At 63.4% G+C, this 15,408-nt stretch carries 10 protein-coding genes; all 10 read left to right on the top strand.

Features of this window, described 5'->3' with window-relative positions:
* The first annotated feature begins 19 nt into the window (after positions 1-19).
* The 10 genes from ACQKOE_RS07720 (at position 20) to ACQKOE_RS07675 (ending at position 15,388) form a co-directional block, all read left to right on the top strand.
* The gene (locus tag ACQKOE_RS07720; protein WP_427512272.1) at positions 20-3,913 is read left to right on the top strand and encodes a tape measure protein; all 3,894 of its coding nucleotides are present in this window, start codon (positions 20-22) and stop codon (positions 3,911-3,913) included.
* The gene (locus ACQKOE_RS07715) at positions 3,913-4,275 is read left to right on the top strand and encodes a hypothetical protein (protein WP_427512271.1); all 363 of its coding nucleotides are present in this window, start codon (positions 3,913-3,915) and stop codon (positions 4,273-4,275) included. The genes ACQKOE_RS07720 and ACQKOE_RS07715 overlap by 1 nt, the downstream gene beginning before the upstream one ends.
* Entirely contained in the window at positions 4,275-4,898 is a 624-nt protein-coding gene (locus ACQKOE_RS07710; protein ID WP_427512270.1) for a hypothetical protein, read from the top strand. Before ACQKOE_RS07715 ends, ACQKOE_RS07710 begins: the two co-directional genes overlap by 1 nt.
* 38 nt (positions 4,899-4,936) lie before the next feature.
* Positions 4,937-5,311 carry an NlpC/P60 family protein gene (locus ACQKOE_RS07705; protein WP_427512269.1) on the top strand — a complete coding sequence of 125 codons (375 nt, stop codon included), beginning with the start codon at positions 4,937-4,939 and terminating at the stop codon, positions 5,309-5,311.
* A complete protein-coding gene (locus ACQKOE_RS07700) occupies positions 5,304-13,451 on the top strand; it encodes a hypothetical protein (protein ID WP_427512268.1) in 8,148 nt (2,715 codons plus the stop codon). Before ACQKOE_RS07705 ends, ACQKOE_RS07700 begins: the two co-directional genes overlap by 8 nt.
* Positions 13,448-13,762 (top strand): hypothetical protein, encoded by a 315-nt coding sequence (locus ACQKOE_RS07695; protein ID WP_427512267.1) that lies wholly within the window; start codon positions 13,448-13,450, stop codon positions 13,760-13,762. Before ACQKOE_RS07700 ends, ACQKOE_RS07695 begins: the two co-directional genes overlap by 4 nt.
* A 72-nt stretch (positions 13,763-13,834) precedes the next feature.
* On the top strand, positions 13,835-14,227 hold the full coding sequence (locus tag ACQKOE_RS07690; protein ID WP_427512266.1) for a hypothetical protein: 393 nt from the start codon (positions 13,835-13,837) through the stop codon (positions 14,225-14,227).
* Between the two features lie 6 nt (positions 14,228-14,233).
* Positions 14,234-14,596 carry a hypothetical protein gene (locus tag ACQKOE_RS07685; RefSeq protein WP_427512265.1) on the top strand — a complete coding sequence of 121 codons (363 nt, stop codon included), beginning with the start codon at positions 14,234-14,236 and terminating at the stop codon, positions 14,594-14,596.
* Entirely contained in the window at positions 14,583-14,954 is a 372-nt protein-coding gene (locus ACQKOE_RS07680; protein WP_427512264.1) for a hypothetical protein, read from the top strand. Before ACQKOE_RS07685 ends, ACQKOE_RS07680 begins: the two co-directional genes overlap by 14 nt.
* Positions 14,954-15,388, top strand: a complete 435-nt coding sequence (locus ACQKOE_RS07675) for a M15 family metallopeptidase (protein ID WP_427512263.1) — start codon at positions 14,954-14,956, stop codon at positions 15,386-15,388. Before ACQKOE_RS07680 ends, ACQKOE_RS07675 begins: the two co-directional genes overlap by 1 nt.
* The last annotated feature ends 20 nt before the right edge of the window (positions 15,389-15,408 follow it).

Below are 15,408 nucleotides of genomic sequence, written 5' to 3'. Positions count from 1 at the left end.
ACGGACCAAGGTGGAATAAGTGGCACAGCGTAGGCTTCAAATTGTTCTCGATCTCGACACGGGAGCCTACTCTGGCCGCCTCAATGCTGCCGGCGGTCAAATGCGCAAGTTTGGCGGCGATGTCAGCCAGGCGAGCAAGGGTGTCGATGCGATGGGGCAGGCGTTTGGCCGCCTCGGCAGCCACCTCAATACCCCGCGCCAGAAGCTGCGCGATTATGTCCTGATCCTGGGCAACATTCACTTTGCCATTCTCAACGTCCAGAACGCGCTGGTCGGCTGGGTCGCGGGGCTGGTCAAGCAGTCGGCCGAGGTCGAACGCCTGACCGTGCTGATGAAGGGCCTGTCCACTGCTACGACGCAGGTCGGTAAGGCGGCTGAGGCCAAGAAGAACCTCGAAGACCTGTTCCAGATGGCGCGCAGCAACGGCATTGCCGTCAACTCGCTGACCGACGCCTTCGTCAAGCTCAAGAGCGCCGGCATCGACCCGATGAAGGGCTCGCTGCAGGGGCTGACCAACGCTGTCTCGTTCTTCGGCGGCAGCAACGAAACCTTCCACCGCGCCTCGATCGCCATCCAGCAGATGGCCGGCAAGGGCGTGATCTCGATGGAAGAACTGCGCCAGCAGTTGGGTGAAGCTGTGCCGACCGCAATGGCCGATATGGCCCGCGCTATGGGCATGTCGATGAAGGACTTCACCAAGGTCGTTTCGGATGGCAAGGTGCAGGCCAAGCCCGCGCTGGAACTGATGTTCCGTGAATTCGAGCTCATGTATGCCGGTGCAGGCAGCCGCATGGCCAACACGCTCAATGGCCAGCTGGCGACTTTCAAGACCAACGTCACCGAGCTTTCGACCTACTTCACCCAACTGGCCGACGGAAACACCCCGGAGTTTCAACGGCAGGTTGAAGAAGCCCGCGTTGCTTTTGAGCAGGGCAAGATCAGTGCGCAGGAATACCAGGAAGCCATTACCCCCAAGGCCGGGCTGTTCGCGGGCGTGGTCGATGCCCTGCGTCAGGTCAACGAAGCCATGCGCACCAACGAGGCGCGTGAAGCGATGCGCTCGCTTGGCGAAGGGGTCAATTCGGTTCTCAAGGGGCTGGTCTCGACGGCCCAGTTCATCGTGCGCTGGCGCACCGAAATCGGGGCAGCGATCACTGCGCTGGTGGTCGGCTTTGCTGCGGTCAAGGCCACCCAGATTGCTGGGTGGTTCCTGCGGCTCGGCGCCGAAGGCGTCATGTCGATGCGGGCGCTTGGTTCGAGCATCACCCAGGTCCATCCGGCGCTGCAAGGCGTAACCGCGGCATCGCAGAACTATGCGACCGCACTCAACCGCGTCCAGAGCATCCAGCAGCTGCGCATCGCCAGCAACCAGCGGATCATCACCCAGAGCAACCAGACCATCGCGGCGCTCGGGCAGGAGGCGAATGCTCAGCGCGCCAAGGCAGCGATCATCGGGCAGCAGATCCAGCTGATCACCAATCAGCGCAACGCTGAAATCCGCCAGCTGAACACTGCCAAGACCCTGCATCAGGCAAACGTGGCGATGGGGCGTGACACGACCCAGTCGCTGCGCAACGTCGATGCGGCCCAGCAGGCTGTCAACCGCAGCGGCGCCAGCCTTATCCGGCTGCGCGCACAGCAGCGCACTGCCACCCAGGCGGCGGTCAACGCAGAACGCGGCCTCACGGCTGCCACTGCCGCACAGAGCGCCGCTCAGGGGCGCATGAACATTCTCACCGCAGCGGGCTCCACCGCACTGCGGGTCAAGACTGTTGCTGCCAACATGGCCGCCATGGCTGTCCGCGGCCTCGGGATCGCCGTCAACTTTGCACTCGGCCCGATCGGCATGCTGATCATCGCGCTGGGCACCGCCGCCTACCAGGCCGGCGTGTTCGAGTCCGCGGCCGACCGCGCTGCGGCAGCAGCGGCACGTCTTGCCCAGGGTATCGCCAACGTGGAGGACATGAAGAACCTCCAGCGCAACGGCGAGATCCTCGACAAGAACATCAAGGAGGCCGAGAGCTTCCAAAAGGGTGGTCCGCTGGGCTTGCTCGGCAGCCCGAACAAAAACTCGAACTACTACCGGAACTACAAGGGTTCCGGGATGAACCTCGATCAGTATCTGGCCGACCAGCGAGCCAAGCGCGACGCTAACAGCCGCCAGATCAACTTCGGCAAGGAAATTATCTCGGCCCAGACCGGTCGTGATCATGCGCAAGGGACGCTCGCACGCCGGGGCGTCTACTTTGAGCAGTTGGGCGGTCAGTATCAGGCCGAACTCAACAACGCCAAGAAGCGCTTTGGCGAAGGCACGCCCGCATTCCACAAGGAGTCCGACCGGCTCAGCAAGAAGTATTCGTCCAAGCGCAGCGCTTACGACAAGGCGATGGTCGAAACAGCGCAGAACCTGGCGAACGGAGAAACCGGCCTCAACCAGGTTGGTCTGAATGCCTATGCCCAGTCGCTCCGCGACGCGACCGGGGCCACGACCGACCTGAGCCAATCGACCGACAAGCTGCGCACCGCAGCGCTCGGCGGGGCTGATGCGACGGGCAAGGGCGGCAAGGCTGCCAAGGACGCCAAGGAAAAGCTGAGCGAAGCCGACAAGGCGACCCGCCGCTTTGAAAGCGCGATCGAGGCCAACATCGGCACCATCGCGCAGATGCAGGATGAGCTTGCCGACGGCAATGGCGCCTTTGCCAAGTTCCAGGCGCAGCTGAAGAACACCGACAAGTATGCGAACATGTCAAAGGATCAGATTGAAGCGCTCGGCGAGAGCTTCAAGGAGATCGACCGACTGGCCGGGGAGCTCGACTTCAAGCGGGCGTTCGACCGCATGGCCAAGGATGCCGATGCCGCGAAGACTGCGGCCGACCGCCTGTGGACCTCGCTCAAGAACGGCACCTTCAACAAGGACGTGCGCAACACCCAGATCGACACGCAGTATGCCGATGAACTGAAAAACACCAAAGACCCGGCCAAGCTCGAAAAGCTCAACGGAATGATCGAGCAGATCAAGGCGAGCACGGCGCAGGCCGACGCCGCCCAGGTCATGCAGGACTGGCAGGACATGACCGAGGAGACGATGATCTCGCTCATGGACGAGGACGAGGCGCGCGAAGCCAACTTCCAGCGCGACATCCAGCGTATGCGGGACTCGATCGACTGGTCGCGTCTTTCGGCCGACCAAAAGATCATCGCCGAGCAGCGCTACGCCGCTGCCGTCTCTGCGATGCGCCAGAAACTGGACCGCGAGCAGGAAGGCTCGATGATGAAGATGTTCCGCCAGTGGTATAAGCTGGGCGAGAACATGGACGCGGCGATGGCCGGCGCGATCGAGAACTTCGTCAACAACCTGGCTGAAGGCAAGGCGAGCTTCGCCGACTTCGCCAAGGAAATCATCAAGGCGCTGGTCAAGGTCATCATCAAGGCGCTGATCGCCTATGCGATCATGTCCGCGCTGGGCATGACCAACGGCGCGAGCCTGGGCGACTACCTGAAGGGCGGCCTGTCCGACTTCGGCAAGGGGATGGGCGGCAGTGCCTCAAGCGGCGGCTCTGGCGGCGGTTCGAGCGACACCGCCGGCACTTCCGGCGAAACCCCGCCCAAGATGCACACCGGCGGCTGGATCGGCATGCCTGCGCTCAAGCCGGGCGAAGTCCCGCTGATCGGCCAGGAAGGCGAAGCGGTTCTGACCAAGGACCACCAGCGCTTCTACGCCAACGCTCTCTCGGGCGCCGGTCAGGCCCCGAACGTGAGCGTGAATATCATCAACAACAGCGGCACCGCTGTCACCGCCGAACAGGGCGAACCGCGCATGGACGGCAAGAGCATGATCGTCGATGTCGTGGTCGAGGCGATGAACAAGCAGGGGCCGCTGCGTGACAACCTCCAGAGGATGATGAAGTCGTAATGCAGACCTTCCCGACCAAGGGCAACGGCCTCACCCGTGGTGAAAGCCCCTCGCTCTACAAGATCGACTGGGAGGACAACGTCCTCAAGGCGCCGGCCGACGGCGGCTACGAGTTCCGTCGCCGCAAGTTCACGCGCACCCCGCCGCGGATGATCGAGACCGGCTACATCGGTCTGTCGCACGCCGACTACCTGGTGCTCGAAGCCTTCTGGCTGCAGCACCAGAACGACACCGAGTTCCTCTATCCCGACTACATGACCGGCACCACCCGCACTGTCCGCTTCGATGACTTCAAGCCGGATTACACCGGCTACGGCCAGACCAAGGTGTGGGGCCTCAAGATCAAGCTCAAGGAAGTCTAATGGCCAAGAACCTCAATGTCGGCGACGTGATCGACAAGAACAAGCTCTCGTCGAGCGCGGTCTGGGTTGCCTTGCTGGAGATCCAGATCGTCAACCCCAACGACCGCACGGTGGTCGAGACGATCTACGTGGTGAACAACACCGAGGACATCCTGTTCGAGGGCAATGTTTACCAGAAGGCGAACTTCGACTTCAAGATCGAGCAGCGCAACGGCGAGGCTCCGAGCGTCACGCTGACCGCCAACGACCAGACCCAGATCATCCACAAGAAGCTGGAGGACTATGCCGGCGGGGTGTTCTCCAACGTCACCATGAAGGTGGTCAACGCCGAGAGCCTCGACCGCCCGGCCGAAATGATCGAGAAGTTCCAGGTCACCTCCTCCTCGATCCGCGGCTACGTGGTCACGCTCCAGCTGGGCGCAGAGAACCCGCTGACCATCAACTTCCCCAAGCACACCCAACGCCAGGATCAATGCGCCTGGCGCTACAAGGGGTTTGGCTGCGGCTACGCCGGGGCGCTGAGCCAGTGCGACTATACCAAGGATGGTCCCAACGGCTGCCGCGCGCACAACAACCTAGCCAACTTCCGGGCGCTGCCGGGCCTCGTTCGCATGAATATCTAGGCTTGCATTCTAACTGACACACATGCGATAATAGGGGTATGGCACTCCCCGATTTCAGCGACCTTTTTGGTATCCCTTTCGCGCGTGGTGGACGCGGGCCCGACAGCTACGATTGCTACGGCCTGGTCCGCGAAATGTTCGCCCGCGCTGGCAAGGAAATCCCCGACTTCGAATCCCCCGGCACGCTGGAGGAGGTCGCTGACATCGTCACGGACGGATCGCGCAAGTTCACCCCGGTCCCGGCTGGGACGCCGGGCTCGCTGGTCACTTTCCGCGTCGAGGGGATCGGCGCCCACGTCGGCTTCGTGCTCGACGAGAACAGCTTCCTGCACACGACCCAAGGCACCGGCGTCTGCGTCGAGCGCCTGAACAACTCCGGCTTCCGTCCGATCGGATTCTACGACTATGTCTAACTTGCTCGCCGCCACCTCGATGCTGGCCGTATCGTCAAACCTGCCGCCGGTGAGCGAGGAAGTGCCCGACTACGTCGAGGCGCGCATCCTCTACAATCCCTTCACCCCGCGTGAGGTCCAGATCGAGAAGCTGGACTACCGCGAGGGCCTGATGCTCTCCGACTATCTGGAGGGTCTGCCCGAGGACGCATCGTGGATGGTGTTCCACAACGGGGTCGAGGTCGAGCCGGAACAGTTCGCGGCCCTGCCCGTGGCCAAGGGCGACCGCATCGCCCTGCTGCTGGTCCCGCAAGGTGACGCGGTCAAGTCGATCCTCAAGATCGCGCTGGTCGTTGCTGGCGCGGTGGTCGGCGCAATGCTCGGCGGCGTGGTCGGTGCTGCAATCGGCGCTGCAATCGGCGGCCTGGTCGGCGCGCTGCTGCTCATGCCCCGCCCGCCCAAGCAGGCGGAAGATGAAGGCAAGTCCTACGGCATCGACGGCGCCAAGAACAGCTCCACCGAAGGCATTCCCTTCCCGGTGGTCTACGGCGAGTTCCGCTGCGCCGGTAACTTCGCCGACGTCTACACCGAGAACGTCGGAGACACCCAGTATCTCTACCTCCGCTCGATCCTCAACGACGGGGAAATCGAGGGCGTCTACGACATCGAACTGAACGAACAGCCGATCGAAAACTTCCAGGGTGTCCAGACCGACATCAAGAAGGGCACGGCGACGCAGGACATCAGTTCCTGGTTCGGCCGCTCGATTGTCCAGAAGAACAAGTCGGTCAAGCTGACCACGACCTACACCACGCACAAGACGACGCAGCCGGTGGACATGGTCCGCTTCGACCTGATGTTCCCCAAGGGCCTGGTGAGCATCGACAAGAAGAAGGGCACGCACCACAAGCGCACCGTCCAGTTTGAAATGCAGTATCGCCCGACCGACGCCAATGGCAACGCGACGGGTAGCTGGGTGAACCTCGACCAGACCGACCCGCGCACCTATTACAAGGGCGGGCTGATGGCTGCCTGGCAGATCGGCCAGAAGCTGATCATCAACGCGCGTGCCCCGATTGGCGCGTCGAGCAACTTCACCCCGGCGGTAGAATATCGTCCGGTTGGCGCTACCAACTGGACCCAGGCGGGCACGATCCTCGAAGATGCCGGCAAGCACGACTTCATGGTCGAGCCGGCCGGCAACATCCTTGGCGGCACCCAGCGCCCCTATGCGCGCCGCCTGTTCCAGATCAGCCCGGCCAACCAGGACGTCGATTACGAAATCCGCGGCGTCAATGGCGCCGAGATCGACGCGGTCACCACCTACCCCAAGGGCGGTAGCGGCAGTGGCACGGTCAGCGACAACCGTGCGCGCCAGATCCGCGCCTCGTTCACTTCGGGCCGCGTTGCCCGCGGCTACTACGAAGTCTCGATCCGCCGCACGACCACCGAGTCCACCGACGAATACATCCTCGACGAAGTCTACCTGACCGACGTTGCAGAAATCGACTGCGACCCGATGACCCTGCGCCACACGGCGTATCTGGGCCTCAAGGTCAAGCTGAGCGATCAGCTGAACCAGATTCCCCAGGTCACTGCCCGCGTGAAGGGCTGCCTGCTGCAGGAATACGATGCGGCCGGCAACCCGACCGTCAAGCGCTGGTCGAACAACCCGGCGTGGATTGCGCTCGACATCCTGCTCAGCGAAGCGCGCGGCGCCGGTCTGCCGACGACCCGCATCGACTTCCCGGCCTTCGTAGCGCTGGCCGAATACTGCACCGCCAACTCGATCAGCTTCAACGGCGTGTTCGACACCGGTTCGAACCTCGGCGATGCCCTGCGCCAGGTGCTGCGCGTTGGCCATGCCGTGCCGATCCCGTTCGGCACCCGGATCTCGGTAGCGATCGACAAGCCGCGCAACCCGGTCCAGCTGTTCTCCTCGGCCAACATCACCGGCAATGATTTCCAGGTCACCTACCTGGCGATGAACGACCGCGCGAACGAGTTCGAAGTGTCCTACTTCGACAAGACCGACCGGAACAAGCAGAAGAACATCAAGTATGTGGACCCCAAGGCGGTCACCTACAATGAAGTCCCGCGCAAGATTCAGCTGACCCTGCAAGGCGTCGATAACGCTGACCAGGCGAAGAAGGAACTGTGGCGGATGGTCTATTCCAACCGCCTGCTGGTCCGCACGGTCAGCTTCTCGACCAGCCTGGAGTCGATCTCGATGCTGCTGGGCGACGTTGCCCTCATCCAGCATCCGCTGATCGACTGGACGTATCAGGGCCGCGTGCTCGGCAATACCATCGCCAGCACGACCCAGGTGGACATTGACCAGGCCATCACGCTCGAAGCGGGCCAGACCTATTCGATCATGGTCCGTCACGACGTGCTCGACCTCGGCAGCTACACGGTGAACAGCAAGGTCGGCAACAAGCTGCTGGTCCCGACCAACGCCAAGATCACCCAGGATACCGTCAAGCGCGTCACCTCGCAGGACGGCACCGCCGACGTCTCGGTCTACAAGGTCGAGAAGGGCGCGACCTACGACACGCTGCACCTCGACGACGCCACCGACTTCGCGGCGGGCCAGTCGGTCAAGCTCTACAACCTCGACGTGATCGAGGAACGCAACGTCTCCTCGGTTACCGCGCTTAGCGCAAACACCACCCGCGTTACCCTCGCCAGTGCGCTGTCGAAGCCCGCTGGGCCGCTCGCGGTCTATGTGCTGGGCAAGGTCACCCAGGTGCGCCGCCCCTACGTGCTGACCGGGATCAGCGGCGACGGGCTCGACAAGCGCCGCCTGTCGTTCGTCGAATACAACGAAGGCGTCTATGCTGCGCCCGAGCTCGACCTGCCTACTCCGGTGGCGCGTCTGAGCGACATGGTCGTGGACCAGGTCCGCGGCCTGATGTTCGACTACGAGGTCAAGGCGGAAGCCAACCGCAGCATCATCAACTGCCGGGTTCACTGGAACTCGGGCCACATCATCAACTACGGCGGCGCCGACGTTTACCTGTCGCTCAATGGCGGGGCCGAGCGCTTCATCGGGACGACCGACGGCGGCAACGAATATACCGTCCAGCTGTCGCCGAGCGACGACGTCGAATTCCGCGTCGTTGCCAAGAACGTCAATGGCCTGCGCGCTCCGCTGGCCGCTGCCCCGGCGATCGCCGGCACGCTCGACGTGGCCTATGCCACCCTCGACGCGCCGCAGAGCCTCGGCTACTCGCTGCTCAACTTCGAAGCCACTGGCAAGGTTCGGTTCGTGTGGACGGCCCCGGCCGACACCACCGGCATCCAGGGCTACGAGTTCCAATACAAGAAGACCGCCGACACCGACTGGATCGCCTTCGGCAGCCAGACGATCTACGGCCTGATGGTCAACGTGCCGGGCCTGGAGCCGGGCACTTACCACGCGCGGGTCCGCTCGATCAGCGCGACCTCGCAGTCCACCTGGTTCGAATCCACCGCATTCTCGATCACCGCGCCCAGTGGCAGCCTTTACCAGCTGCGCCCGCAAGAGCCTGGCGCTAACGTCACCGAAGGCCGGATCTCCTCGGGGATCACCGGCCAGACCGCATGGGCGACCTACAACGGTGACAGCCCCACGACCTATTCGGGCCGCGTCCAGTATCTCGCCTCTACGGGTGAATTCTCCAGCATCGACCGCATCACCAACCGCCGGATCAATCTGCTCAACCGGGCAGACGGCGTAACGGGCGTCACTGAGGCTGCTGTGGTGACCTCGCTCGGCACCGCAGCCGCGATCACCAATCAGGGCGCGCTCGCCACGCAGGGCAGCGTTACCTGGCTCAATCAGGTGACCGGCAACGAAAAGCCCGACAACTACGCCAGCGTCTCGGACAATATGGTCCGCAACTCGACGTTGCAGAACAACGCGGCCGACTGGGGCACCCCGAACGGTGTGACCCTGACCGCGCCGACCACCGGCGATCCTGGCGCTTACTGGCACGCGACCGCTTCTGGCGGCAGCGTGTTCGCCAACAACACGATCAAGTTCCCGCTCCCCTCTGGCGCGGACAGGCTGTTCATCTCGGCCAACATCAAGGGCGGCGGGGGCGGCAACCCCTACTACCAGGTGCTGTTCTACTTCTACAACGAAGCGGGCACCCTGATTAACAACCCCAGCGCCGCGCTCTATTCGGGCAACACAGACGCATGGGTGTTCAAGCGCGCCACCGTCACGATCCCGGCCCGCGCGGCCACCTACACGGTCGCCATTCGCCCGCAGCTGGGCGCTGGCCTCTACGTTTCGCTTCACGGGCTGCGCGTTGCCACGACCGAGAACACTGCGACGGTCGGTGCGGTGGCCGGCGTCAACCTGACCAACAATGCCGGCAGCGTTACGCTGGGCGACAACGACATCATCACCTCGTCGGGGACCGCCGCGGCCATCACCGGCCAGGGCGCGCTCGCCACGGTCAACGCCGCCACCTGGTCCACCCAGATCACCGGGACGGACAAGCCGGAAAGCTACGCGACCGCCTCGGAAAACCTGATCCGCAACGCGACCCTGCGTGATGGCACGAACGAGTGGTCCACGCTCACCAACATCACCCGCACCGCGCCGACCGCGACCGATCCGGGCTTTTACTGGAACGTGACGGTCAGCGGCGGTCAGGCGTGGGCCAACAATGCCGCCTACATGCCGATCCCGGCGGGGACTGACAAGCTGTTCGCCTCGGCCAACGTGCGCGGCAACGGCTCGGGCTACTGGCGCGTGCTGGTTTACTTCTACGACGAGAATAACACCTTCCTCGGCAACCAGCCTGCCCTGCTCTCTCCCGGCAGCACCAATGCGTGGCTGTTCAAGAAGGCGACGGTGCCGATCCCGCAGCGCGCCGTCACCTACCGCGTGCTGGTCACGTCCACGCTCGGCACCAGCACGGCGCTGTCGATCCACGGGGTGCGCGTCGCCACGACCGAAAACGCGGCCACGCTCGGCGCACAGTCGGGGGTCAACCTGTCGAATAACGCCGGGAACGCCTTCCTCGGCGACAACGACATCATCACCTCTTCGGGCACGGCTTCGGCTATCAGTGGCCAGACCGCATGGGCCACCTACAACGGTGATAGCCCCACTGTTTACTCGCAGCGTGTGGCTGGCCTCGACACTGCCGGCAATCTCTCGGGCATCGACCGCATTACTAACCGCCGCATCAACCTGCTGCGCCGTGCGGACGGGACGACTGCGATTGCCGATGCTGACGTGCTCACCTCTCTCGGCACGGCCTCGGCGATCGCCAACCAGACTGCATGGGCGACCTATACGGGTGACAGCCCTTCAACCTACGCCTCGCGTGTCGCTGGCCTCGACACCTCGGGCAACCTCTCCAGCCTCAACCGGGTAACCGACCGCAAGCTCACGCTGCTTTACCGTGCCGATGGCACGACCGCAGTCACCGAAGCCGCGGTGGTGACTGCGCAGGGCACTGCGTCCGCGATCACCAACCAGACTGCATGGGCAACCTATGCTGGGGACACCCCTACGGTTTACAGCCAGCGCGTCGCTGGGCTTGATACCAGCGGCAACCTGGCTGGGATCGACCGCATCGTAAACCGTCGCTTGACGCTGCTCCAGCGGGCAGACGGGGCGACCGCAGTGGCCGAAGCTGATGTGGTGACCTCGCTGGGCACGGCTGCTGCAATCACCGGCCAGAGCGCGTGGGCAACCTACGCCACCACTCTGCCCGCGAAGCTCGAAGGCATTCAGGCAGGCGCCACGGCTGGCACCAACCTGATCCAGAACTCCAGCTTCATCACCGACACGACCGGCTGGACCCTCACGACCGCGGCGCGCGTCGCCCCTTCGACAGGCGATCCGGGGCCGTTCATTCGCGCCGACAACACCGCTGGCACCGATATTATCTTCGGCGAAGCGCGCTACAGCACCAACATCCCGATCCACTCCGGTCAGCGCCGTATCTATTATAGCTACTGGCAGCGTTTTAACGGTGCGCCGACCACGTCAAACATCACGATCCTCAGCTGGGACGGCGTCAATTCGGCGGGCACCTTTGTCGGCGCAGCCTCGATCCAGAACTCGATGCACAACGGCTTCCTCGACGGGGCGGGCACAACCCGCGTCAATGCCCCTGCAAACCGATGGGTGCTGGTTACGGGCTTCGCCGACCTTCCGGTCGGCGTCGTCCAGCTTAACAATATCCGGCTGCGCGCTCGCACCCCGATTGGCCTGATCGGCGACATTACCGGTCTGACCCTCTCGCTGACCGAAATCAACGCTGACCGTCACCCGAAGATGATGGGCCTGGATATCGGCGCCACCGCGAGCGAAAACCGGGTGGTCAACGGCGAGTTTCTCGACGGGCTGACCAGCTGGACAATCCCCACGGCAGAGATCAGCAATATCTCGGTTGTGGCCCAGGCTTCGGGCGCGCCGGGCCGATTTGCGGCGCGCTGCACCGGGGCTTCCGCCGCCAACGTAGGGATCAACCCCAACAACGGAACGATCGCCCTCAACGGCGCGACCAAGTTGTGGGCGTCGGCATGGGCGCGGGCCTCGGCCACCGGCATCCCGATGTATATCCAGTTCAGCTTCATCAATGCGGCGAGCGGCTATGCGGGAGCGGGCTCAAATGTCGTCGGCACCTGGTATATCACGCCGGGAACGACGTGGACCAAGATCGACCACTCGATCATGGTCCCGGCTGGCGCTACCCACGTGCAGATGATCGTGACCTTCGGGCTGAGCGGCAAGACCTCGGCTGACTGGGGTGAATTTACCGCCGTGCGTCTCGCGACCACAGCAGAGCGCGCCACGGTCGGCGCTACGGCCGGCACGGACATCTTCCGCACCGACGGCACCACTGCGATGACCCAGGCGGAAATCCGCACTGCTGAAGGCGTGGCCGCTTCGATCACCAACCAGACGGCGTGGGCGACCTACGGCGGGGATAGCCCCACGGTCTACTCGCAGCGCGTCGCCTATCTCGATACGGCTGGCAACCTTGCTGCGCTGAACCGGATCACCGACCGCAAGATGACCTATCTGCAGCGGGCAGACGGAACCACGGCGCTGACCGAAGCGATGGCCATCACCTCGCTCGGCACCGCATCGGGCATTTCGGGTCAGACGGCATGGGCCACCTACAGCGGGGACACTCCGACCGTCTACTCGCAGCGCGTTGCCTATCTCGATACGGCTGGCAACCTGTCGAGCCTCAGCCGGGTGACCGATCGCAAGATCACCACCCTGCAGCGTGACGACGGAACTACGGCTGTCACCGAAGCGGCGGTCGTGACCGCACAGGGCACGGCCTCGGGCATCACCAACCAAGGCGCGCTGGCGACCAAGAACGCGGTGAACCTGGGCACGGCTGACATCAGCACGATCGGCTCGATCCCGCCGACCGTGCCCGACAACAGCTTCACCTACTCCTCGACCACCAATTCGGTGACGATCAGCTGGCCGGCCATGACGGTATACCGTGCCGATGGCACAACCATCGCGGTTGCTTCCGGCTCGCAGGCGATCACCGGCCTGTCTTCGGGCGTGACTTATCGCGTCTACCCATACTTCGCCGACAACGGGGGATCGTCCGCGTCGATCACCTTCGTCACCACTGCATCGGCCTACGGCACCCCCGCCTATGCCTACAGCGGGACCGGCCGTGCCCAAGCCGCGGCGCAGTCCTATCTGCGCGGCAACGTCCCGATGGGTTCGTTCAACGTCACCACGACCTCTTCCGGCACCGGCGGCGGTGGTGGTGGTGGCATTGAATACTGCATGCACCCCAGCATGGTGATCGGGGACAAGCGCGCGGGCGAACTCAAGGTCGGTGACCTCGTTCCTTCGCCGAGCGGGCTGATCCCGGTGCTGGGCATTGCTCGTCGCCGCTGCTCCAACTGGATCGTGGTCTATTCGCACGGAGCCGAAGTAGCCCGCGTAACCCCGGAGCACGGCCTCTACCGCGCTGGCAGCCGCAGCGACCTCAAGGCCCGCGACCTCAAGCTGGGCGACTGGCTAATGGCTGAAGGCGACCATATTCAAGTGACCGGCCTCGAACTGTGCCATGACGAGGCCGATCTGGTGGGCATCGACGTAGGCGGGGATCACCTCCACTACGCCGGTGCCGCCAACCTCCTCAACCACAATGGGACGGCAAAACCATGAAGCGCTACTACCTCGTCCACGACGACGACATGCCCAAGCTCGAAGACTGCCACCACGGGACGCACCACTGGATCGAGCTTAACAGCCACGGTCCAGCGGGCGAGAACTGGAACCTGATGGTGCTGGAAAGTCCGCACGGGGAATGCGGCCACAACTGGATCGCGTTCCCGCCGATCTTCGACAGCAAGACCACGCTGGCCGCCAGCAATGTCCCCGAGCACGTTCTCGCGGACATCGGGCTGACCGGCGCGGAAACCTGCATCGAGGCGGTCATGCGCTTCGGGGAGATCAACCCAGCGCTGAGCCTGTGACCCCGCGACTTTGTTGACCAATTAGCACGTCTGGTGTATAGTTGACGACACACATACAGAATAGGGTTTAACATGGAAATTGCCAGTTTCTCTGATGCGAACGTGGCCATCAGCGGCGCCTACCTTGCAGTCCGCGATGCTGTTGCGCCCGAACTCCAGGCAGCCCTGGATGGCGTTATCGGTTCGCCGGTCCCGCCGGAGCGCGTTTCGCACTTCCTCGAATTCGCATATGCCAACGGCGGTTCGCTCGATCTGGCCACCCGCCAGACTGCGGCCAGCATCGGTCGTTTCGCTGCACAGAACGGCTTCTACGGGCTTGGCGTGGACCAGCGCGGCCTGAAAATGTGCCAGGCACTCGAACGCACCACCTTCAGCTACGGCGCTGCCGACCCGACCCCGGATAGCCGCTTCGTGGCCCCAGAACCAGCACCCGAACCGGTCGCCCCTCCCCCGCCTGCAGGGTAAGCGCCCATGATCTTCCTCGCTATCCTGATGACCTCGATCGCGGCCCTATCCGGCATTTTTGCCGTAGGGTCCGGTCGCCATTGGCAGTTCGAGGTTCGCGACTACTTCCGCGGCAAGAGAAACGCCATTCTCTACCTGTGGGTGGTCACTTCGACGATCTTCTCGATCTGCCATTCCGGCTTCCTGGTTGACTACGGCATTGCCAACTTCGGTCAACCGCGCCCCGGCGACGTCAAGTGGATGGTCATTCATAGCGTAGCTGGGTTCCTCCTGACCTGTGCGCACGCTTTCGTTGCCTCGACCCTCGCCAAGGAAGTCGGGCCGACGGACAAGTTCCTCTGGGGAAAGCGTCGCCATGCAAATTCCTGATCTCGAAATCCCCCACCAGATGTGGACCTTCACGTCTGGGGTGATCCTGGTGATCCTGCAGTCGATCGTCTCGGGTGCCCGCCGCAACTGGTGGTCGCTGCTGACCGGCTGCATTCTCGGCGGTGCCGGGTCGTGGATCGCCGGGCAGATCTGGGCCGATAGCAAGTATCTCCTGATCATCTGCGGCGTGTCCGCGGTGATGACCGAGAACCTCCTGATCGGGGTGACCAACGCCTCCAAGGAATTCGCCGAGAAGCCGCTCAAGGTGGCCACTCACATCGCCCGCACCTTCCTGCCGACCTTTGGCAAGAACGTGGGCGAGACTTCGAACCCCATCGACAACTCGGATCTCAAGTAATGGCCTACGCATTCGGCAAGCGCTCGCGTGACAACCTGCTCGGCGTCCACCCTGACATGGTCAAGGTGGTCAACCGCGCCTTGCAAATCTGCAGCCAGACCGGTGGCCCCGACTTCTCGGTGATCGAGGGTGTGCGCACTGAAGCGCGCCAGAAGCAGCTGTATGCCCAGGGGCGCACCACGCCAGGCCCGATTGTCACCTGGACGCTGAAGTCCAACCACTTCCGCAACAAGGTCACCGGCTACGGCCACGCGGTGGACCTGTTCCCCGGCAGCTGGAACGACGTCAAGCTGTTTGAAAAGATGGCGCAGGCCATGTTCCAGGCCTCGAAGGAGCTCGGCATCCCGATCCGCTGGGGCGCCGACTGGGACCGCGATGGCAACTTCCGTGAAAAGGGCGAGACCGATTCACCGCACTTCGAACTGGCGCGCTAAGTGCATACAAAATAACACAA

It is taken from the genome of Novosphingobium sp. NPDC080210 (assembly GCF_050281025.1).
Taxonomy (GTDB): Bacteria; Pseudomonadota; Alphaproteobacteria; order Sphingomonadales; family Sphingomonadaceae; genus Novosphingobium.
Note: the sequence above shows the minus strand (reverse complement) of the source record. Positions and strands in the feature narration are given on the sequence as shown.

Bases quoted from the DNA above. Each gene is read 5' to 3' on its own strand.
- ACQKOE_RS07715 (WP_427512271.1), top strand. From the start codon at position 3,913: ATGCAGACCTTCCCGACCAAGGGCAACGGCCTCACCCGTGGTGAAAGC.
- ACQKOE_RS07710 (WP_427512270.1), top strand. From the start codon at position 4,275: ATGGCCAAGAACCTCAATGTCGGCGACGTGATCGACAAGAACAAGCTC.
- ACQKOE_RS07705 (WP_427512269.1), top strand. From the start codon at position 4,937: ATGGCACTCCCCGATTTCAGCGACCTTTTTGGTATCCCTTTCGCGCGT.
- ACQKOE_RS07700 (WP_427512268.1), top strand. From the start codon at position 5,304: ATGTCTAACTTGCTCGCCGCCACCTCGATGCTGGCCGTATCGTCAAAC.
- ACQKOE_RS07695 (WP_427512267.1), top strand. From the start codon at position 13,448: ATGAAGCGCTACTACCTCGTCCACGACGACGACATGCCCAAGCTCGAA.
- ACQKOE_RS07690 (WP_427512266.1), top strand. From the start codon at position 13,835: ATGGAAATTGCCAGTTTCTCTGATGCGAACGTGGCCATCAGCGGCGCC.
- ACQKOE_RS07685 (WP_427512265.1), top strand. From the start codon at position 14,234: ATGATCTTCCTCGCTATCCTGATGACCTCGATCGCGGCCCTATCCGGC.
- ACQKOE_RS07680 (WP_427512264.1), top strand. From the start codon at position 14,583: ATGCAAATTCCTGATCTCGAAATCCCCCACCAGATGTGGACCTTCACG.
- ACQKOE_RS07675 (WP_427512263.1), top strand. From the start codon at position 14,954: ATGGCCTACGCATTCGGCAAGCGCTCGCGTGACAACCTGCTCGGCGTC.